25 protein-coding genes are annotated in these 20,252 nt (G+C 38.7%); 6 read left to right on the forward strand and 19 right to left on the reverse strand.

Annotated elements, in window-relative coordinates:
- The 7 genes from JW841_09400 to JW841_09430 all read right to left on the reverse strand — a co-directional run.
- Positions 1-1,180: Hpt domain-containing protein (locus tag JW841_09400; protein MBN1961150.1), on the reverse strand; the 1,180-nt coding region annotated here is incomplete at its 3' end.
- A 36-nt stretch (positions 1,181-1,216) separates the two neighbouring features.
- The gene (locus JW841_09405; GenBank protein MBN1961151.1) at positions 1,217-1,975 is read right to left on the reverse strand and encodes a GAF domain-containing protein; all 759 of its coding nucleotides are present in this window, start codon (positions 1,973-1,975) and stop codon (positions 1,217-1,219) included.
- 16 nt (positions 1,976-1,991) lie between these two features.
- Entirely contained in the window at positions 1,992-2,360 is a 369-nt protein-coding gene (locus JW841_09410; protein MBN1961152.1) for a response regulator, read from the reverse strand.
- A 187-nt stretch (positions 2,361-2,547) separates the two neighbouring features.
- Entirely contained in the window at positions 2,548-3,414 is an 867-nt protein-coding gene (locus tag JW841_09415; GenBank protein ID MBN1961153.1) for a PilZ domain-containing protein, read from the reverse strand.
- A gap of 18 nt (positions 3,415-3,432) precedes the next feature.
- Positions 3,433-3,951: a hypothetical protein gene (locus JW841_09420; protein ID MBN1961154.1), complete on the reverse strand. Its 519-nt coding sequence runs from the start codon at positions 3,949-3,951 to the stop codon at positions 3,433-3,435.
- 130 nt (positions 3,952-4,081) lie between these two features.
- The gene (locus tag JW841_09425; GenBank protein MBN1961155.1) at positions 4,082-5,437 is read right to left on the reverse strand and encodes a sigma-54-dependent Fis family transcriptional regulator; all 1,356 of its coding nucleotides are present in this window, start codon (positions 5,435-5,437) and stop codon (positions 4,082-4,084) included.
- A gap of 23 nt (positions 5,438-5,460) precedes the next feature.
- Entirely contained in the window at positions 5,461-6,186 is a 726-nt protein-coding gene (locus JW841_09430; GenBank protein MBN1961156.1) for a HAMP domain-containing histidine kinase, read from the reverse strand.
- Between the two features lie 173 nt (positions 6,187-6,359).
- On the opposite strand from JW841_09430, the gene JW841_09435 reads away from it, so the two are divergent.
- Positions 6,360-7,559: a glycosyltransferase family 39 protein gene (locus tag JW841_09435; GenBank protein MBN1961157.1), complete on the forward strand. Its 1,200-nt coding sequence runs from the start codon at positions 6,360-6,362 to the stop codon at positions 7,557-7,559.
- Here the strand turns inward: JW841_09435 and JW841_09440 are convergent.
- Entirely contained in the window at positions 7,538-8,362 is an 825-nt protein-coding gene (locus JW841_09440; GenBank protein MBN1961158.1) for a prolipoprotein diacylglyceryl transferase, read from the reverse strand. The two genes, JW841_09435 and JW841_09440, sit on opposite strands and share 22 nt — an antisense overlap.
- Positions 8,363-8,415: 53 nt before the next feature.
- Between JW841_09440 and JW841_09445 the strand changes: the two genes are divergently transcribed.
- Positions 8,416-9,426: a guanosine monophosphate reductase gene (locus JW841_09445; protein MBN1961159.1), complete on the forward strand. Its 1,011-nt coding sequence runs from the start codon at positions 8,416-8,418 to the stop codon at positions 9,424-9,426.
- 21 nt (positions 9,427-9,447) lie between these two features.
- On the opposite strand, the gene JW841_09450 is transcribed toward JW841_09445, so the two are convergent.
- The 10 genes from JW841_09450 to JW841_09495 form a co-directional block, all read right to left on the reverse strand.
- A complete protein-coding gene (locus JW841_09450; protein MBN1961160.1) occupies positions 9,448-9,657 on the reverse strand; it encodes a hypothetical protein in 210 nt (69 codons plus the stop codon).
- Between the two features lie 70 nt (positions 9,658-9,727).
- Positions 9,728-10,114, reverse strand: a complete 387-nt coding sequence (gene speD / locus JW841_09455; GenBank protein ID MBN1961161.1) for an adenosylmethionine decarboxylase — start codon at positions 10,112-10,114, stop codon at positions 9,728-9,730.
- A complete protein-coding gene (locus JW841_09460; GenBank protein MBN1961162.1) occupies positions 10,111-10,755 on the reverse strand; it encodes a hypothetical protein in 645 nt (214 codons plus the stop codon). Before JW841_09460 ends, speD begins: the two co-directional genes overlap by 4 nt.
- Before the next feature lie 26 nt (positions 10,756-10,781).
- Entirely contained in the window at positions 10,782-11,678 is an 897-nt protein-coding gene (locus JW841_09465) for a DUF350 domain-containing protein (protein MBN1961163.1), read from the reverse strand.
- A gap of 14 nt (positions 11,679-11,692) precedes the next feature.
- Positions 11,693-12,529 (reverse strand): hypothetical protein, encoded by an 837-nt coding sequence (locus tag JW841_09470; GenBank protein MBN1961164.1) that lies wholly within the window; start codon positions 12,527-12,529, stop codon positions 11,693-11,695.
- Between the two features lie 38 nt (positions 12,530-12,567).
- Positions 12,568-14,259: a polyamine aminopropyltransferase gene (locus tag JW841_09475; GenBank protein MBN1961165.1), complete on the reverse strand. Its 1,692-nt coding sequence runs from the start codon at positions 14,257-14,259 to the stop codon at positions 12,568-12,570.
- Complete coding sequence (locus JW841_09480; protein ID MBN1961166.1) at positions 14,260-14,907, reverse strand: DUF4178 domain-containing protein; 648 nt, start codon at positions 14,905-14,907, stop codon at positions 14,260-14,262. It abuts the gene before it with no gap.
- A gap of 64 nt (positions 14,908-14,971) precedes the next feature.
- Positions 14,972-15,682 (reverse strand): PspA/IM30 family protein, encoded by a 711-nt coding sequence (locus tag JW841_09485; protein ID MBN1961167.1) that lies wholly within the window; start codon positions 15,680-15,682, stop codon positions 14,972-14,974.
- A 21-nt stretch (positions 15,683-15,703) separates the two neighbouring features.
- Positions 15,704-16,096, reverse strand: a complete 393-nt coding sequence (locus JW841_09490; protein ID MBN1961168.1) for a YbjN domain-containing protein — start codon at positions 16,094-16,096, stop codon at positions 15,704-15,706.
- Complete coding sequence (locus JW841_09495; GenBank protein ID MBN1961169.1) at positions 16,093-16,479, reverse strand: DnaJ domain-containing protein; 387 nt, start codon at positions 16,477-16,479, stop codon at positions 16,093-16,095. Before JW841_09495 ends, JW841_09490 begins: the two co-directional genes overlap by 4 nt.
- Positions 16,480-16,627: 148 nt before the next feature.
- On the opposite strand from JW841_09495, the gene JW841_09500 reads away from it, so the two are divergent.
- Positions 16,628-17,680, forward strand: coding sequence for an NAD-binding protein (locus JW841_09500; GenBank protein MBN1961170.1), 1,053 nt, complete (start codon positions 16,628-16,630; stop codon positions 17,678-17,680).
- 49 nt (positions 17,681-17,729) lie between these two features.
- On the opposite strand, the gene JW841_09505 is transcribed toward JW841_09500, so the two are convergent.
- Positions 17,730-18,443 carry a M50 family metallopeptidase gene (locus tag JW841_09505; protein ID MBN1961171.1) on the reverse strand — a complete coding sequence of 238 codons (714 nt, stop codon included), beginning with the start codon at positions 18,441-18,443 and terminating at the stop codon, positions 17,730-17,732.
- Positions 18,444-18,749: 306 nt separating this feature from the next.
- Here JW841_09505 and JW841_09510 point away from each other — a divergent pair, with 306 nt between their 5' ends.
- The 3 genes from JW841_09510 to JW841_09520 form a co-directional block, all read left to right on the forward strand.
- Entirely contained in the window at positions 18,750-19,322 is a 573-nt protein-coding gene (locus JW841_09510) for a hypothetical protein (protein ID MBN1961172.1), read from the forward strand.
- An 18-nt stretch (positions 19,323-19,340) separates the two neighbouring features.
- Positions 19,341-19,994 (forward strand): DUF2238 domain-containing protein, encoded by a 654-nt coding sequence (locus tag JW841_09515; GenBank protein ID MBN1961173.1) that lies wholly within the window; start codon positions 19,341-19,343, stop codon positions 19,992-19,994.
- A 28-nt stretch (positions 19,995-20,022) separates the two neighbouring features.
- Positions 20,023-20,252 (forward strand): cupin (locus JW841_09520; protein MBN1961174.1); only part of this gene is annotated, 230 nt, incomplete at its 3' end.

The raw sequence follows: 20,252 nt of genomic DNA on the forward strand, positions 1-20,252 counted from the left end.
TAATCGATATTACACCATGAAGCGATTCGATATTTCTCTCGACAATATCTAATCCTATACCCCTACCAGAAATCTCAGTTACTTCTGCTGCCGTAGAAAAACCGGGGGCGAAAATATAATGTAATATTTCATCATCGCTAGGTTTAGCATCCTCAGCAATCAAACCTTGTTTACGCGCTTTTACGAGAATGCGGTTATGGTCAAGTCCTGCACCATCATCACTTATAATTATCTCAACACTCCCAGATTCATAATGTGCGCGCAATTGAATTGTGCCAACAACATTTTTATTTTTTTCATAACGGATAGCTGGTGTTTCGATGCCATGATCAACGGCGTTACGTACAAGATGAGTTAAGGGATCGCGTAAAGATTCAAGGACTGCCATATCAACTTCAACATCTTCACCTTTAATTATCAATTGCGCCTGTTTACCTCGCGTAACCGCAACATCACGTACTGTGCGTATATGTTGTCTAAAAGTTTGACCTACGGGAACCATCCGAAGTCTCATCACTTGTTCTTGTAATTCAAGGTATAGGCGTTCTGATTCAAGATGCGCGTCACGAATATTTTCAAGTGATTGCATCTCGTTGATAAGCAAATTGCTGATACGGCTTCGTGCGATTGCAATTTCACCTGTTAAATTTACAAGTCTATCAAGTTCGTTAACTGAGACGCGTAAAGTGCGTCGCCGATTAGTATAAACATATGACGTATTATTAGTTTCAGAGCTTGTGTTTACAATTGGTGTAGGCACTATTTGTTTAGCTGTTGGTTCAGCAACTTGATTATCCGTCGCAAAACGCGAAAGTATTCCTAAAATACTAACTTGAGTACCAGACAATTCGTCAGTACCGCTCATCGCGGCTGGCACCATCACGCGCCATTCATCAACAGCTTTCAATAAATGTGAGATGAGTTCATCAGTAACAGGAATGGTTTGTTGCCATAGTTGTTCTAATAAATCTTCTAAAGCATGGGCATACTGTGTCATTGCAGTAAAACCAACACAGGCCGCTGCTCCCTTTAATGTATGAGCGCTGCGAAATAATGATCGCTGCAAATCCTCGTTACAGCGATCACGATCGAGAGCGATAAGAGATTGCTCCATACCATCAAGATGCTCTTCAGCTTCAACTTCAAATTCTCTAAGAATATCTTCGCGACTTATTTCCATGAAGAGCGTCCCTTGCTTTACTTACTTAGATAGCTCTCAGCTGTCTGCTACTGTCTTATGTAATTTAGTTGTATATAAAGCCATTCCAGCATGCACTGCCAAAAGTTCAAAAAGTTCACGATCTATAGCTTCGATTCCTGCTTTTTGAGGTAACAAACGATATAGAACAACTGCACCAATAGTTTTATCAATTATACGTAAAGGCACACATGCAGTAACTGGGTATGGATGACCAGCCATTGGAAGTGGGGCTTCTGAAGCAACAAATACTTTACCTTCACGTAAAGCTTGTGCGATAGGATCATCAACAATAGCGATATTATTGACTTGTTCTTTATCAACACCCATACCAGCTAAATATTTTAAAGTTTTGGCGTTCGTGTTTACTTCATAAATCGAATGTTGTTCGCAACCTATTAAGTTAATTACTATCTCTTGCATGATGCTCAATACTTCATCACTAGATAAAGTTTCATGTAAGCGATAGCTGGCTACATAAAGATTGGCGAGATGAGCATTTTTCTGTTCAAGACTTAAATATCTTTGTGTTGCATTGAGATTTTCTTGTTCAAGACGTGCTAATTCTTCTTTATTAAGGCCTAAATGATTATTTATTTGAATGTCACGCTGCCGTCTTAAGTCGCGAATTTCTACATATAATTGTTTGCGTTCACTATCGCTAGCAGCAAGTAAAGAACGTAATCTCTCATTCTCTTGTTGCAACTCACGTAGATACTTACGTGTCATCTCGGCAACATCCAGAATATAAGCTGCCTTATGGTCGCGCTCAACCATATGTTTACCCTTTAAGTTAACTAATATGGTTTTTTACTTTGGTAATAAGTTCGACACCATTGATAGGCTTAGTCACATAATCATTACATCCACTTTCAAAACCTATTTGCACATTAGTCGCTTCGCTTCTAGTGGTGACCATGATTATTGGGATCTCACGAGTAGATTCTTGCGCACGAATTTGTTTGCAAGCTTCAAATCCACTTACTTCTGGCATCACAACATCTAAAAGTATTAGATCAGGTTTTTCTTCAGTTGCTTTAATAATTGCCTCTCGACCATTACTTGCTGTAAGTAATTCATAGCCTTCGTTGGCTAAAAGCATTCTTTCCATCAATAAAACCGTATTTGAATCATCGACAAGAAGAATTTTTTTTGCGCCCACGTTTAACCTCCACTTTAACATTTAGCAAAGATGCATGAGTACGCCCATCCAACCTAGCATTCATGAATGCAGGCTTAAGCCTTTACTATTCATTCTGCCGATGGTCTCAAGTAAATACCACGTAATAATAAATGAACGTAGCAAATACTCGGCGCGACGCACTTTGCCCAAAATACAAATACTACTTTCAGGCTACTGTACTTAAATAACCGGCATTGCCAATTAGTGTACCCCAAAATGAAACAGCATTCGCGTGTTCTGTGAATGAAATTAAAGAATCGGCAATACCAGCTTCACGGGCAAGTCGACGGAATTGAACAAAACCAATGGATTCATGCCCAACCATTACCCCAAAGACTTGACGATTATGACGCAGTCGTTCAAGCCAATTGTGAATAAATTCTAATGAAGCACGCGAATTTGCACCAATAACGCTAGCATCGATAAATACTAATATTGGGCCTGTTGCAAGTTTCGCCAGGGCACGACCAACAGTTGCTTCAAGATCTTCTGATTCTAAGGGATGCAATGATCCCAATATGCTAATAAATAACTGGTTATTATCCAAAGTGGTGACTTCATAACATAAAGTTATGCGACCATGTTCTACAATGCTTCCTTGACCATTTTCTAAAAGGTTTAAATAATAATTTAAAAAATCTATATTCATATCGTTGAGACCACAAAACTGTACGCCGTAGCCATACACGCAATTTAGTTCTGAGATCTTTTCTATACGGTTTACACGACAAAAAGTATTTAGATGAAAACCTTGAGGTAAGGTAAATTCTAAATGGAGCCCAGCGTTTTCACTTAATATGAGTCGTTGGGTAATTATATAGGCCCCAATAGTACTAAGATCCTTAATAACAACTTCTTTACTGACAATATCGAAAGACTCTAGATTATTAGTATTAATGAATGAAGATACATTTAAGTAATGTTGTGATAATTTCTCAGCGGACTTTGGTGATGATGCAGTATTGTGACTTATATAAGTACCAACTGACTGTCCTATTTCGAATTGCTTTTTTTCAGGAGTAAATAATACCATGATAATCACCACAGACTTTCATAAGTCACGAACCCAAGCTTGCCCGCTTGGTAATTCAATAGCTACATGACGTGGGTCTAATCCACCTATTATGCTTGATAATACTGGTATATTTGTTTCACTTAACATGCGAAAAGCTAACGAAGCGTTACTTTCACCCAAACGACCTTGATCGCTAGTTTCCATACCTCCATAAATTTTAGCCTGCAAATTCAATGCATTAGTGTTTTGTGCTGCAAGCCACTGCAATAAAGTTGGTATTGCCGGTAGTCCCGACCGTAAACTTAATATATCACTATCGCAAAAAGGAATTTCGTAATGCACTGCACCGCCAACACCACAACGCCAATCCCAAATTAAGACAAGTACACTGGTAGTAACAATTGCTTCAATTAGACTTGGACCCAAACACAATGCAATTGAACTCGGCTCTAACACGCGGATATTTCTACGGTTACGTAATGTTGTTGCCGTATTACTGGCCGATACTAAGTTACTCATAGATCGTTTTACCTGTAATGCTTTTATAAGCATCATTATATTAAGCAAAAATGAGACCGATTTTTATGGCATTAAAGAACGGTGTAACCCATTGTTATCACGTATGTAGGGAAAGATATGTTTATAAAAAATACGAAATTTTGTCTAAAAACTAGAATCGAAATGTCTAGGATTTAGACGTAGAAATGCTATACCGTTTTATTTTCTGATATAAAGAGCTGCGTGGTATTTTTAATTGTTGTGCAGCACGCACTACGTTGCCATTTTCATGTGCCAATACATTTTCTATATGCAAACGTTCTACTTGTTCTAAAGTAAGGAGATGGTCACCAAGGTAAGTTGGTGTATTATGAGTTACTCTATTTAAACTAAGATCATCGCGATCTATTGTTGTCATTTGCGATAATAATAAAGCGCGTTCTAATACATTATGCAATTCACGTAAATTGCCAGGCCAATTATATTCAATTAACGCCTTTTCAGCGGCACTAGTTAGATTTAAATCACTAATACCTCGTTCAGCCCCAATCTCATCAAGAATTTTATAAGCTAAAGGTATAATATCATCACGACGATCACGCAAAGCTGGACATACCAGTCGAACTACATCCAAACGAAACAAGAGATCTTTACGAAATAGGTTTTTTTCAGCTAAAGCCGCCAGATTAGCATTGGTTGCTGAGAACAAACGAATATCGACTGCAATATCTCGCACTGAACCTAGGCGACGAAAACGCTTCTCTTCAATAACTTTAAGAAGTTTGGGTTGCACCGAAACATCAATTTCACCTACTTCATCTAAAAGTACAGTACCATGATGACCTACTTCGAGTAACCCTAATTTACGACTTGTAGCTCCGGTGAATGCACCAGGTTCATAACCAAAAAGCTCCGCCCTTAAAAACTCAGGAGACAAACCTGCGCAATTGATATCCATAAATGGCTCATCTGCTCGTGGTCCATTTTCATGCAACCATCGTGCAAGAACATTTTTACCAGTACCTGTTTCACCTTGAATTAACACAGGGGTCTCAGAGTCAAGTACTCGTTTTGCTTGCTCAGCTAATGCGATAATCGCAGCGTTTGTACCAATAAAGGGATAAAGACGCGAACGTCGGCGCGTCAGGTTACCCATAATAAGTTTTCGTTCATTGCGTTGCTGTTCAAGGACACGTTGCAAAATTAATTGCAAAGTAGGCATCTCTATTGGTTTCGTAAGAAAATGCTGTGCCCCTTCTTTAATGCAACGTACAGCTAGATCAATAGAACCATGAGCCGTTAAAACAATAATGGGCACTGATGCAGCAATTTCACGCAGACGCGGCAACATTTCAAGAGCATTACCATCGGGTAACATATAATCTATAAGTGCAGCATCAGGCGGAGCTCGTAAAAAAGCTTCAATACCTTCTTGGACTGTCTTAGCAGTTTCGACAGCAAAACCCTGAGCGTTTAAATAATCAGCAACCGCAAAACGAATAGTTGGTTCATCGTCTATTAACAATATCCTTTGCTTAGCCATAAATTTGGTTCCGAAATAAATAGCTACGGTGCGATATCGCCGACAACGTTAGGTAACCTAACAGTGAAACACAGACCTTTCAATTTATCATTGTGCGCTGACATAGTTCCATTATGAGCAAGAATAGTGGTATAGGCTATAGCAACATCAAGCGAAAGTTTGCCACCACGACGAATACCAAAAGGTAATAAAACATCACGCATTGCACGAGGATCAAGCAATGGACCATTATCTTTAATGTCAATTTGTATTTCGCTTTTATGGTCGTCTTCATGTTGTACGATTTTTAATTTTACTTCTTCTCCCTTTGGCGTTCTTATAATTGATAAACCAATTAATCTTTGTAAAGCTATTTGCAATCGCGAAATATCTACAAAGACTGGTTTTAAATTTTCATCTATATTTGTTGTTACACTGACTTCTTTGCTTTGTGCTAATGAGTTCAGATCACTGATCACCTTCATGATCAATTCTTTTATTGAAAAAACCTGACATTGATTAATTGGTGCAATCAAATCACCTAATTCATGAGCCAACTGTAAAATCCGATCTAATTCATGTCTCAATGCTGCAAAGTAAGGTTTTATTTCACTAGTTTCACCTAAACGTTTTTCTAAAGCATCAACCGTTACTCCCATTGCAAAAACCGGATTGCGCAATTCGTGGATAGTACCGCCTAATAAAAGTTTGATATTAAAAATTAAAACATCTGTTGGAGATGTTTTAATAGCTGAATTTGACGCACTCACGCGATTGTCGTCCCTTCCTAATTTAGATGAATTATTCTAAAACATACTGTATTTACAGGTTGAGATATTATATCACGTCTCTTTACTGTCGGCTGTAACTTGATAATAAGAAACTGCTGGGCCAAAAATACTAAATTGCTTTTTTATGTATGTAAGTGTGGGTAAATAGACATATGTTAAATTTATCACCAAATTGGCAACTTCGTATTAGGTTTACTATTATCGGGATATTGCTGCTGTTAACCGCAACTTTTCTTGTTTCAATCTCCCAATATAAAGTACATGACTCTGATTCTCGTCTTTATGCAGCGATTGCCCATGATACCTCGACATTGCCAATAAGATATTGGTCTGCTCCTGAGTGGAATGGTCATTGGGGTAATCAAGGCTACTTTTACGAACATCCACCAGGCTTATTTATGTTCGGTGCCCTATTTGGGCGTTTAGGTTTAAATGCCTTTCCTGCGATATATTTGGTTAATTTCTTATCTTGGTTAATTAGCTTAGCATTATTAGCAGCCATCGCTCAAAAACTCATTGGCAATAATAGTGGTATTACCGCGGTTCTAATCTGGGTTCTATCACCAATGTTTATTCAGTATCTCGTAAGAGGTAATCAAGAAAACCCCATAACTACATGTGTCCTTTTAGGTGTTTTTGCTTGTGTCGTGCTACGACACCACTTCTACCGTGCACTCTTCTTTGGCATCGCGTTAACAGGTGCGGTATTAATTAAAGGCGCAGCAGGCATGCTCTTAGTTGGTGTTATTGCCTGGGTATGGTGGTTACGTGGTCATAAATTAGCAGAGTTTTTAGAGCTAATTGCAGGAAGTTTATTCGTTGTTGTTGCAGCTTTTATTCTTGAGCAATGGCATCAGTCAGTTACTGGTGCAAGTTTTTGGGGTTCATATTTACAAGCTCAAGTACGAGTATCATTAGGTGAAATTCGCATACTAAATAAATTTGCTAACTTAGGTTTTTACTTTGTGAGGCCTTGGTGGTTCTTCTTCCCTTGGATATTTTTACTTTTATGGCCTTTTTGGCGTTATTTTAAATATAAAGAAACCACATTTAAACACCCAACTTTTTATTTAGGTATAGGAACATTAGCCATATATATTGGTGGCTTTAGTCTTTTTGATCGCGCTTGCGATCGCTATTTATTTCCTGCTTATCCCATGTGTGCCATTAGTACCGCCTTTGTGATTTATAATGGCAATATACACTTTTTTGCACGTATGCGTAATATCATAGAAAGATATCAAGCCAGACTGCCTTATTTTTTAGCTGGTGCTCTAGCTATCGCTGTCGCACTTAAAGTTTATATTGGTTTGTTTCATTATATTTATATTCAACCCTGGCGAGGTGGCTGATTTATTTTACCCCATAAAGCTGGCTGCATTGGCCACTTATGAATATGTGACATAGCCAGCAATAAAACCCCTGCAATAATCATAACCAGACAGGCATATTGTGCCGGGGTAAGATTAAAATAACGTGCATCAACAAAACCAAAGTCATCAGCCCGTAAAAAATCTAAGATAAAACGTATGGGTCCATATAATATCAACCATACACCTGCCAGTGTGCCAGTACGCCACCGTCGTCGTGATACTATAAATAATGCTGGCGCAAGGATTAACACGGTAAAAATTAATTCATAAAGACCAAGATCGTGACGTACACCATCAGGAAACGCAACTCCTAAAAAAAAGTCAGTTTTACTGCCAGGATGATCATGGCTAGTTGCACAACCAAGACGACCGAAAATCCAAGCAATCGTAATACCAATCGCAATGCGATCAACATAAGGAAGCATTGGTTTTTTGCGCCAACGCAACAAAATTGCTGCCCCTAATAAGCCACCAATAAAACCGCCAATAGAACTGATACCGGCCCATATTTTAATGAGTATTAACGGATCTTCACGCATTAATTCTGGATGATACGCTAACACGTGCATTAAATGAGCACCAATAAATCCTGTCACTACGGCTACTTCAGGAATAAGCCGGGCGGTCGGCAAATCGATATCACCGCCGCGATTAACCACACGATCATACGCTGTCACTCCAGCAATAACTGCTGCAAATACAAATATGGTAAACCAATCAATTTGACCTAAACCTAATGCCGAAAGGTCAATAGGAGGGAGCGTGAAATATGGTAAATGCATTCGATTATTTGTAATTCTACTTGCTCTGCACCGCAAGCCAGTAGAACATAAAGATTATGTTTGAAGGAATCACATTTGATGATGTTTTGCTAGTGCCTTCATATAATCATTATGAATCACGACGTCTCGTCGATATTTCAATGACTGATAAAACCAGCAAACTGTCTTTGGCTTTGCCGGTAATGTCATCAAATATGGATACTATTACCGAAAGCGCCATGGCCAATTTCATGGCAGAAAAAGGCGGAATCGGTGTTTTGCATCGTTTTATGTCGATAGATCGTAATCTTGAAATATGGCGGCAATGCCACCATAAATGCTTTGTATCTATAGGTTGCGGCAGTAAAGAAATTGATCGTGCTACTACCTTACACGAAGCAGGGGCGGATTATTTCTGTATTGATGTCGCGCATGCGCATGCCAAATATGTCGGTAAAACATTAAAAAAACTCCGTGGACTTTTACGTAATGCCTGCATCATGGCCGGTAACGTCGCTACTTATGCAGGGGCTGATTACTTAGCTTCATGTGGTGCCGATATAATCAAAGTTGGTATTGGTGCTGGTTCAGTTTGTCTCACACGTATAAAAACGGGCTTCGGCGTACCTATGCTAACTGCCATACAAGAATGTGTACGTGTCGATCGCTCAATCGTTGCTGATGGTGGGATCCGTAGCCCTGGTGATATTGTCAAAGCGTTAGCCTTTGGAGCTGATTTCGTAATGCTTGGCGGTATGCTTGCTGGTACACGACCTACCCCAGGTTCTGTTGTGCAAAAAGCTGACGGAAGTCTGGTTAAAGAATACCGTGGTATGGCCAGCAGAGAAGCTCAAGATGGTTTTATTGGGGTAATGCCAGAATGGAAAACCGCCGAAGGCATAGCTATTGAAGTTAAATATTGCGAAAATGAAGATGAAATTATTGCGGATATAATTGGCGGACTACGTTCGGGATTAACTTATGGTGGGGCAGATAGCATTAGAGAATTACAGCGCAAGCTCAACTATACTTTAGTATCTAATGCTTCACGTATCGAAAGTTTACCGCATGCAATTTTTAAATAATTACTACAAGTGAGAATTAAGTTATTTTTCTTGTTGCCATACATGTCTAAATATTTCTACTTTATGTTGAAAACTGCTGTCTTTTAAAGCGGCAACCGCTGCTAATGCTTTTGCAAGGCGCTTATCTTTTATTAAACCATGTATTGAAGTAACCTTAGGAATGCTTTTATCAGCACGGCGACAAATTCGCTTGGCTCGCATTGCCGCAAAATTTATTACTTTTCCCATCATTACAATAGCATAGCGCTATTATTAGCTACGCCAAGAAATTTGCATAAAGTTCTCTTCTTTAGTTTGATTTTTAGGCTAAAGATAAATCTTTAATACGAATATCAGTATGGGGCACCAATTTGCAGATGCATTCAAACGCCGCTTTTGCACAATACATAGACGAACAAGTAGCTATATCAACAAATAGCATGCCCTGATGCGGCCAAGTATGTATAGCGACATGAGATTCAGCTAACACTGCCGCACCAGTGACACCGCAAGGTTGAAATTTATGAACATATTGATGAATAAGGGTCATGCCACTAGCATTGACACATTCTGAAAGTAGAGCTGCAATAGCCTCTGGGTCATCGAGCTGCTTAAGATCACAACCAGTAAGGGTTGCTACAATCACACTAAGCTCAACTGCCTCATTGAGGTCAGGTATTTTACCGTATGAATGCAATGTAGCGGTCACTTGTTTTGCACCTGTCGCAATATGGCGCGACCCTGTTGAATTATATCAGCGATAACCACTTCGCCACTGATATATTCACCACTCTCATCTTCATAACCTAGGTCGGAAACGGTAATAGCATTGCTACAAACTTCGGCGATCTCATCCCAAACCGAACCTAATAAACGATCATAATCCCAGTGTTCTTTTGAGTTAAGCCCATAGCGACCATCTTGGATAAAACTCATGAATACAATTTCTAATCCATCAATACCTTCATCTTCAGCTACCGCTAAACGCAAATCATCCCAACGCTCTTGCGCTAATAACTCTTCCCAAGAATCCCGGTCATCAAAACTATCATAAAATGAAACAGCAAATTCACCAGCTTCTAAATCAACAGCGCAAAATACGTCATAATCTCTTAAAAAATGATGATAACGTTGTTCAAACTGAGCAACTATATCTGCACCCTCAGCCGTCGAATGTAATATATTATTATCAGCAATTTTGACGTATTCTTTTTCGACTAACCATTTAAGCACTGGTTCTAGCAGCTCTTCTCCCTGAGCGATTAAAGCGGTAGCATTAATTTCTGGTGTCTTAATAAGCCATAGCAAATAAAGGGCGGCGTATTGCACCCTTACTTGCTCATCAATCATAATTCTACTTGTGCGCATTTAATTAACTATAAAAAGAAACAAGCGTTAACAATAAAAGCAATCGTGATGGCTGCAGCACCTTCTACTAAAGCAGCACCCCAATTACGGTCATTTTTTACTTCTTCGTCAAGCAGAGCCCCCGGAAGAATTAGTTTATCGACGATATATCTAGTAGTAAGCAGCAAAAAGACTGCAATAACAAACCATACACAGATACCTATAATAGTATCAAAATGCTTTATATAACCCGAAAGCAATATCCCAATTGCAACAAGATTCATACCCGCACTAATACCAGCGGCGGCGTTGTCACGTTCGATCTCATCATGAACATCAAACCTGGTAACTTTTTGATATATGAATCCATAAATAACAAAAAATATTTGCCCAATTATAAAGAATACCAGCGTTGAAACTATAGCGTGTAATACGTTTTGGCTTTCCCCAAATAACGAAGCATGAATAATAAATGCAGAACCAATATAACTGCCTGCTTCAATAGCACCGGTACCAAGGTTTTTATCTTCTACGAGTTCTTTAACATTACTAAATTTATAAAAAATAATTTTATCATTAACGATGCGAGTGATATGTAAAAGTATAACCCCACCAAGACTCCAAGCAACCGTCACCCCTAAATCTGTCACATAAGCCATTACTACTGTTGTAGCATCACCAGTATGAACTTCACCGCTTAGTATACTCAGAATAACAATACCAACACCAATAATAAAACCTGCAAATGCTAACGCGACGGCCTTATTATCAACTTTGGTGAGTTGCTCATTTAGGTTATAAGGAGCCACCCAATCAAAAGTTTTTTTGGCCAAGTAAAATACCAACAAAATTATAACTAAATAAATAACTGCGCGAGGATCCAATAGTTCCCAAATTGCATCAGTAGTAAACATTTCTTTAAACATGTGTGTGCTCCTCCCTACTTGCCGCCAAATGACCGAGAGCTACGACCAAAAGAGCTACGTCTTGAAGAAAAACCACGACCGAATCCGCCGCTGCGACGAGCACTTGAGCCAAAACTAGACTGAAAACTCTTTTGCGATGCAGTGGGATTTTTCAGTCGCGCTTTTATACTATTAGCGTTGCGGCCAAAGTTTGGTGATCTAATTGAGTTACCAAAGCTTGATGATGAAGATGTATTATATGAACCAAGGCGATTATGCCAACGACTGCTATAATTATTAAATGGTATAGTTGAATATGAATGGTAATATCCAGGATATGATCCCCATCCCCATGGTGAAGAATACATGCGATGCGGGGCAAATAAATAGCCCATCATCAATCCGGTACCAAAGCCAGGTGACCAGCTCGAACGATAGTAATGATTCTGGCCATAGATGGTTTGATTGCCGTGATATTCAACTTCGGCTTTGTCTTCGCCCTGCTTTTGAATTTTAATTGTAGCAATTTCTTGAACTTCACCATTGGCAACTTCGGTGGTTAAAGAGAAACCTTTGGTTATATCGTCGCCAAATTCTTTTACTTTAATATAATCAGCCTTGCCATCGGCATTAAGGTCTAGGTTATTTACCCCAGTATCAGGAGAATTTAACAACTTCTCAAATTCTTCAGCGGTTTTGGCTTTTTTTAGCACTTCACCAACTGCCCGCAAATCGAGGCCTTTGTCTGCATCAACCATTTGCGTAACTGAAACGTCATAAGTATCGCCTGGTTTATTCATACTTACGCAAAAGGATAAGCCCGCAATGCCAAAAAACACGATGGCCATTATTTTTAAGTACCTCTCAGCCATAACTTATCTCCTTGATAATTCCTCCTAGCCATCAGGCATCAGAAGTACTGTTGCCAACCTTTTAAGTAATACCGATAAACAACTGCAGAGGTAAGAGTATTGATATCATTATTACTACTTATTAATTGTTGCGCCCCAAATGCAAGCGAAGCTTGTTTGGTATCATTAGTTAAATATTGCAAAGGTATATTTGTTGTATCTGCATTTTCAAATTGCATGCGCAAGGATTTTTCTGAATACCATTTAGTATCGCCCGCAATCCAAAAGCCCCAATCTCCCATTGATGGAATATCTTCATGATATGGTATTGCAGCAAAACCAGCACTTTTAATGGTGCGACCGATATTTAAAAATGCTTCTTTAGCATAATACGGTGAAGTTGATTGCTGTACAAATACTGCACCAGGGGCAAGTTGTTTACGCAATAATTGGTAAAAACTTTGCGAATATAGTTTTGCCAGCTCAGGAGCATTTGGATCAGGAAAATCTACAATTACTACATCATATTGACCCTGTACCTGTTCAATAAATTTCATAGCATCAACATTAATAATAGTTACATGAGAAACCTTGGCCATTTTTCTTGGTGATAGGCTTTTGTGATCAGGGGTCCACAAATCGCGTTCTGCTGCCTTCATTAGAGCTTTATTTTTTATCAAATGCAAACGCGCATCAAAAAGGCTATCTTGATTTAGAGTGCGCATTAATTGATTAAAACGAGCTAATTCAACAACCATTGGATCAATATCACATAAAGTAAGCTCTTTTACTTCTTTATATTTTAAAACTTCACGCGCCGCTAAACCATCTCCACCACCAAGAATTAAAACTCGCTCTTTTTTAGGGGCGATTAGCATTGCGGGATGTACTAAATTTTCATGATAAATATATTCATCATTACTATTAAATTGTAAATGGCCATTGATAAAAAACGAAAATGAACCCGTGGCCTTTTCTGTAATAACTAAGTGCTGATATTTTGATGTTTTTGCATAAACAATACGGTCACGATAAAGCGCTTGTTCTGCATAACTGGTCCACTGGTCCGCAATAAAATAGCCTACGGTTACTAAAGAAAAACTAACAATTATTGCTAATGATACTAAACGACGTTTTTCAATAAGCGCATAAAAATAAATTAGTGCAAAACCAGCAACGGCAATATTCATTAGCCCTAACACAAAAGCCATTTTTGTAGTTGAGAAAAATTTTGGTAGGACAAACACCCAAATCAAGGCACCACAAAGCGCCCCGATGTAATCCATTTTTAAAATACCACCAATATTAAATTTTATTTCTTTGCTATATTTAGAGTTGATGCGAGTTAGCAAAGGTATTTCAAACCCTATCAGCAAACCTATTGCCGAGATAAAAAAATATTGAATGATAACAAAATGTTGGGGGAAACGACCATAGGCATCAAGGATAACAATAGGTCCAAATGCACCACCAAGCCCTAATAACATTTGTGCAAATAAAAATTTTGAAAAAAGCTCTTTATCTTGAAAATATTTTTGAACATCTGAACCAATCCCCATAAAAAACATCATTACCCCAATTATTACTGCCCATTGCTCAACTGAGTTACCTAGTAAATCAGAGCAAAGCTTACTAAGAGTATACTCATAAGCTAAACCACACCCCCCCATTACAAACATACTAATATAAAGCACCATACTCTCAGAGAATGGTTTAAAAGCTTTATTTGATTTTACCGCAATCTGGTTCATTTAAGATCGGCTATAGACAGTTATATTTCTTGGTTTAATCACAACGCTATAATTTGCTTCAACCGTGCCATCTTGCCAGCGAACTATGGTGATATACTGCTCTTCATCTTCGTCGGCAAAATCCCAAAACTCATATGGCTCTGGATTAAGTTCATTACTATCACGACAAAATATTGCTTGGTTATAATAATCGGCATAATACTCAGTGCCATCATAGTTTAGTTTTTGATCATCAACAAAGTTATCAATATCTTTAGCACTTATACCTAAGCTAGCTAATGAAGGTTGGGTAAGTGTTACATCAACACTTAACTCATCATCACGCTCAATAGATATATAGACTTTTGACCCACCGCGATCAGCTTCAAGTTCAATAATGCGATCAGAGTCGACCTTATGCAGATGGCGTGCAATTATTTGAGCATCAAAAGATTCAGCACGTAGACCCACATCATCAAGATGAATCACGCCACCTTTCTCAACATCTTCAATAGAAAGTAGCTCATCTTTATGAGCTTGCTGCTGCTGCTGCAAGGCACGCAGTCTATCTGCTGACTTTAACTTTACCTTACCACTCTTAGCTTGGTTTTGGTAAAGATACAAAAAAACAAAACCCAAAATTAAAGCTAAAATACCGATGCTTATCATAACATTCCTTTGGGTGTTCCTTTGGCTTGTGTATTTTCAAAAAATAAGCTTGGTTGGGATAAAATTATGACATACCCATCTTGGCTTTTAATGCCGCCAATGAGTCGGCCGCCTTAATTTCGTTAGCGCTACCACTAGCTAAGGCTTTATCAATTTCAGCATCGACACTAGTCTCAATTAGCGCAATTTCACCATATGATTGGGCCAATGCCTCTTCTTCTGCTACTTTAGTCTTCATTTTTTCGAGCATGGCAACGGTGCCAGATGAATCAACTTGGGCTAACTGTTCATTTAACTTTCTTGTTGCGCCAGCAACTTTAGCGCGGGCTTTAAGCGTTGACAGCTCGCTTTCCCAGGTGCTGATTTTGCTTTTTAGTTTTTTAACGTTAGCTTCAAGTTGCGCTACCATAGTATCTTGTTTTTGCAAATCTCTGGTGGTGGTTAAAGCTTGCGTACTTGCAGCTTCTTTTTTGGCTAGCGCTTCACCGGCTAATCTATCTGCTTCACCACTATCAAGCGCACCGCTTTGAGCTTTTTGCAACAACAGCATGGCTTTCTTTTCATAAGAAGCTGCATTCTGTTTTTGTTCTTCAGCGTCACGGCGAGTACGAATTTGCAACGCTTTAACTTCAGCTAGACTTTGCAAACTCGCTTGTAAGTCTTTTTTCAGATCACGAATGCCCTGTTCGGTCATCTTAATCGGGTCTTCGAATTTATCTATTGCTGCATGCGCTTCAGATTCAGCTACTTTAAATAATCGTTTAAAAATTCCCACGTTATCTCTCCCAAGCGTTTCTTAGACAGTAGCAAATTTAATTAACTCTTGTGCGTGTTCAGCCATCGCTAAGCTAAGTGCATTAATTGAACCTTCAAGTTCATTAAGGTCGAGATTAGCTAGCTGCAGTGTGTCACGAAACAGTACACGTTCACCAGAATCATCAAGTACAAAAGCGCCATGAACCAAGGTGCGGTTAATCTGCAGTAACCGTTTATACACTGCAGCATCAGCGTTTTTAAGATTAAAAATATGCTGTTCAAGAATTAAAATCGGAGCTTCGCAGTCAATAATGAGATTTTTTATACCCTGCGATTCATCATCAATAACGACAATTTCTTCAGCAGTATTCTCACTAGTAATTGCATAGCCTAGTTCAGCTAAATAGCCTTTTACTTTTTCTAAAGCACTCATAAACGCCCTCCTGCATGTTCTTTTTCAAAATACGCCATTGCTTCATTTAAAACTTTGGTAATCTCTTCGGCAATTTTTACTTTATCCACGTTTTGTTCATGTTTATCTGGGTGATACTTACGTAATAAACGCCGATATGCTGCTTTAATTTCGGTATACGTCGCTCCTTTGGCTAATTCAAGATTTGCATAATACTTATCAGCAATATTTTTACTTTTACCAGCGTCTAAATTATTAGTTCCGCTATTATGACTATTTCTATCATCAACCGCATCACCAGTTTGAACATTATCGTAATGCATATCTTCAACGAAATCGGCATCTTCTATTGACCGATTTAAATTACTACGCACTACATTATATAACCGTGACAAGATATTCATGTTCTTTGCTTCAATCGCATATAAATCTTGACAAATCTACGGCTATCGCAAGAAGCTACTATTAGCAACCTTATACCAAGCAATATTAGACTAAAGACCTGTACCAGCAATTTCGCAAGTCTAACTTTAATGGAGGTCATATCATCTTATGTTCCAGCTACTGATGCAGGCATTTAAAAAGATATGGCCGCAGAAACACTCTGAAATCAGTAAAGTTCTGTTACTTTTCTTCGCTCTGGTAGCTTTGGGTGCGGTTGGTTTTCAGCAGTTTGAAAGTGTCTCACACCCAGAGTTAACTTGGGGTGATTCAATCTGGTGGGCAATTGTTACTATGACCACCGTAGGTTATGGTGATTTATTCCCTACTACTACCTATGGCCGCTATTTAGTCGCCATACCTTTAATGCTCATAGGTATTGGCATCTTAGGTTATTTGCTTTCAGTATTGGCATCGACCTTGATTGAATCTCGTTCAAAGGAAATCAAAGGCATGTCTGATCTTAATGTTGAATCTCATATTTTATTAGTTCATTTTCAAAGTCATAACCGTAACTTAGATATAATTCATGAACTACGTCATGACAGCAAAACGCGTGATTTACCGATTGTGCTAATTGATGAGAATCTTGAACAATTGCCCCATGATTTTATCAAACTTAGCGTGCATTTTATCAGAGGTAATCCTTCTAAAGAAAGTGTTCTGAATCGCGCTTGTGTAAAGCAGGCGAAATACGCTTTGGTGCTTGCCGCTAATAATAACTCTAGTGCTGATGACCATACCCTCGCTGCGGCATTAACTATTGAATCACTTAATAAAAGCATATTTACCGTTGCTGAATGTCTTGATCCAGAAAGAGTTGAACTGATGCGACGTTCTGGTTGTGATAGTGTTGTTTGTGTCGCAGGTATGGCTTCATCATTTTTAGTACAAGAAATTTCTGATCCAGGAGTACAAGCAGTAGTAAGTGAATTAAGCTCTAATCGTTTTGGCCAACAAGTTTATATAACTGCAATAGAACAAATGCAAGATTGGAGTTTTGCCGAACTACAATCATATTTGCAAAAACAAGGTTATCTCGTCTTAGGAGTGCAGTGTGGTGACGAATCACGTATTAATCCCGGCAATTCTTTTATAATTAATGCCAATGATCAAGCTATTTGTGTCGGCGCTCAACGTCCTGCTCCGATTAGAATTTCTTAATTAAGTATGCCACTAGTTACCAGGTATTAATAGTGGCGAAACTCTATTATTAACCATTAGAATTATTTTTTATAACAACTCGACTATTGCGCCAAAATGAACGCAATCCCAGTATAAGCACGGCAACAGAAATAGCGCCGCATACCAATCCCCAAAACCAATATGGCAAAATTAATGCCGCCTGTATCTGCGCTACATCAGATGGCATCGCACCTTTTGAAGTCATCGCAACTTTGGTAAATAAATAATCGGCTCGCACAAAAACACTAATTGTTAGTTGTACCGCTAATAATGCTAATGCAAATTGATTAACCGAATTATTAGCTTTAATGGATATAAAAAGTAGCAATACCCCAATTGCCGCAATGAAAGTAAAACCAAAAATATTGCGCACCCAAATTATACAAGTAAGAAGAAAAAACACCGCGACTAAAACAAGAGCTGCGCGTGCCAGGCGGGGTCGAGCAGCTAATGGAAAAAATACCGCCGCGGTAAATGCCGGGCCCACAAGACCACCCGCACTAGTAACAGCTTGGCTTAATCGTCCACCACTGCCTGATATTAAAGCTGCTCCTGAACCATCTGCATAAAGATTAAATGAATGAAAATTATAACCGACAATTAGGCCAGCTATTCCATGTCCCATTTCATGAACAATGGTTGATAATAGTAATAATGGATATCCAACTATACCACCGTATGGTAAAAATATAATTACCAGGCTAAAAATACTGGCAATAATTAATGCAACTCTTGGATTCATATTAACGCTACTAATAACCTACTTATTGGTTATTTGATAGCTTTAATTAAAATAACTCTGCTTGAAATGTTAGTTAATCGTTATTACAAGTAATCGAAATTAGGGTATCATCCATGTTTGCAATCAAATTACCTGTGCTTGACATAGGGTTTTAACCTGCCCAACTAAAACCTTTTGCATTTGAACGTCGCCTTGTTCATATGCTGAATACTTTTCAAGTGCACATTTCACGCAAAAGAAACTTTTCGCAATTAAACATCTTGCTTGCAAAATAGCCTTAACATATTAAAAAGCAGAAAGGTGCTTATGGATTTTATAACAAATTTACCCATTTGGGCTTTAGTAATATTTATTTTTGTAATGCGTATTATCGATGTTTCACTTGGTACTGTACGTACCTTGGCAATCGTAAATGGCAGAATAAAGCTCGCCGTTTTTTTAGGCTTCATTGAAGTATTGATCTGGATTTCAGTAGTATCGCAAGTAATCATTAGAATTCATGAACATATCGTTGTGGCATTAGCTTTTGCTGGTGGTTTTGCTACTGGTAATGCAGTTGGTATTTTATTTGAAAAAAAATTAGCATTAGGCAACGCGGTAGTACGAATTATTTCTGCTGGTAGCGGTGAAGCCATTGTGAAAGCTATTCGCGAGGCTGGTCAAACAGCGACAACCTTTGCTGGTCAAGGCCGAGATGGACCAGTTACCTTAATCTATATTAGATGTTCTCGAAGAAAAATTTCTGAGTTCATCACCCTCGCACGTAAATTAGACCCTCAATCGTTCTGTGCAGTTGAACGCGCTGATTCTTGGATCAGCACCGGACGCTCAGCGGTTGTTAATCCGACAGGATGGCGTGCCTTTTGGAAAAAGAAATGATTGAGTGTTGATATGAATATGAATGATAGATCAGCGTCAAATAGCCATACTTTAAAAAGCTATGCCAAACTACCTTTAATACTTTTGATTATATACGCAGTTCTTTGTTTGCTAAGTCTACTCGCACCCAAAGCCGGGCGATTAAATTGGCTAATGGAAGTTGCACCTGCACTCATCGGTATTATGGTGTTATTTGTGACCTATAAAAAATTTCCTATGTCTCGTTTAATATATTGGGGTGTTTTCATCCACGCATTAATTTTATTATATGGCGGTCATTATACTTATGCTGAAACACCATTAGGCAATTGGGCTAAAGAACTCTTTCATCTAAGTCGTAATCACTATGACCGCGTTGGCCATTTGGCCCTAGGTTTTTTTCCGGCACTAATCATTCGCGAAGTGCTATTGCGTAAAACTCCCCTTCGTCGCGACGGGTGGTTTACATTCATTATTCTTTCTGTTATTCTGGCAATTGGCGCTTTTTGGGAGCTGCTTGAATGGTGGACGACCTTGCTAGTGGCCTCTGATGTTGGCACTGCTTTTTTAGGTACCCAAGGTGATATTTGGGATGCGCAATGGGATATGTTTCTAGCAATAGTGGGTGCGGCTATTTCGTTGCTGCTACTCTCAAAACGTCATGACCGATCGATGAAATTAGTACCAACATAGTGAGCGTTTTACTAAAAGGCAATTAAACATGAAAGAATTTCCATTGTTTATGAAAAACCAGAGTAACCGTGTGCCCGCTAGTGCACAAAATACTGAAGATATTGAAGGATACTATTACGATGGGCCTGGTGGTGGTCAAATGGCGTTCTGGACTTACCATGCCAATAGAGTTTCTCAAAAGCATGTGCATGATTTTGATGAGTATTTTGTTGTCGTTGCGGGTCAATTTACTGCGTGCTTTGAAGACAAAGAGGGCTA

The organism is Deltaproteobacteria bacterium, from assembly GCA_016931625.1.
Lineage (GTDB): Bacteria > Myxococcota > XYA12-FULL-58-9 > XYA12-FULL-58-9 > JAFGEK01 > JAFGEK01.

What these genes read in the sequence shown, in the direction of transcription:
- JW841_09405 (MBN1961151.1), bottom strand. Translation starts at nt 1,975, where the DNA reads ATGGTTGAGCGCGACCATAAGGCAGCTTATATTCTGGATGTTGCCGAG.
- JW841_09415 (MBN1961153.1), bottom strand. Translation starts at nt 3,414, where the DNA reads ATGGTATTATTTACTCCTGAAAAAAAGCAATTCGAAATAGGACAGTCA.
- JW841_09420 (MBN1961154.1), bottom strand. Translation starts at nt 3,951, where the DNA reads ATGATGCTTATAAAAGCATTACAGGTAAAACGATCTATGAGTAACTTA.
- JW841_09425 (MBN1961155.1), bottom strand. Translation starts at nt 5,437, where the DNA reads ATGGCTAAGCAAAGGATATTGTTAATAGACGATGAACCAACTATTCGT.
- JW841_09435 (MBN1961157.1), top strand. Translation starts at nt 6,360, where the DNA reads ATGTTAAATTTATCACCAAATTGGCAACTTCGTATTAGGTTTACTATT.
- JW841_09440 (MBN1961158.1), bottom strand. Translation starts at nt 8,362, where the DNA reads ATGCATTTACCATATTTCACGCTCCCTCCTATTGACCTTTCGGCATTA.
- JW841_09450 (MBN1961160.1), bottom strand. Translation starts at nt 9,657, where the DNA reads ATGATGGGAAAAGTAATAAATTTTGCGGCAATGCGAGCCAAGCGAATT.
- JW841_09460 (MBN1961162.1), bottom strand. Translation starts at nt 10,755, where the DNA reads ATGATTGATGAGCAAGTAAGGGTGCAATACGCCGCCCTTTATTTGCTA.
- JW841_09465 (MBN1961163.1), bottom strand. Translation starts at nt 11,678, where the DNA reads ATGTTTAAAGAAATGTTTACTACTGATGCAATTTGGGAACTATTGGAT.
- JW841_09470 (MBN1961164.1), bottom strand. Translation starts at nt 12,529, where the DNA reads ATGGCTGAGAGGTACTTAAAAATAATGGCCATCGTGTTTTTTGGCATT.
- JW841_09475 (MBN1961165.1), bottom strand. Translation starts at nt 14,259, where the DNA reads ATGAACCAGATTGCGGTAAAATCAAATAAAGCTTTTAAACCATTCTCT.
- JW841_09480 (MBN1961166.1), bottom strand. Translation starts at nt 14,907, where the DNA reads ATGATAAGCATCGGTATTTTAGCTTTAATTTTGGGTTTTGTTTTTTTG.
- JW841_09490 (MBN1961168.1), bottom strand. Translation starts at nt 16,096, where the DNA reads ATGAGTGCTTTAGAAAAAGTAAAAGGCTATTTAGCTGAACTAGGCTAT.
- JW841_09495 (MBN1961169.1), bottom strand. Translation starts at nt 16,479, where the DNA reads ATGAATATCTTGTCACGGTTATATAATGTAGTGCGTAGTAATTTAAAT.
- JW841_09500 (MBN1961170.1), top strand. Translation starts at nt 16,628, where the DNA reads ATGTTCCAGCTACTGATGCAGGCATTTAAAAAGATATGGCCGCAGAAA.
- JW841_09505 (MBN1961171.1), bottom strand. Translation starts at nt 18,443, where the DNA reads ATGAATCCAAGAGTTGCATTAATTATTGCCAGTATTTTTAGCCTGGTA.
- JW841_09510 (MBN1961172.1), top strand. Translation starts at nt 18,750, where the DNA reads ATGGATTTTATAACAAATTTACCCATTTGGGCTTTAGTAATATTTATT.
- JW841_09515 (MBN1961173.1), top strand. Translation starts at nt 19,341, where the DNA reads ATGAATGATAGATCAGCGTCAAATAGCCATACTTTAAAAAGCTATGCC.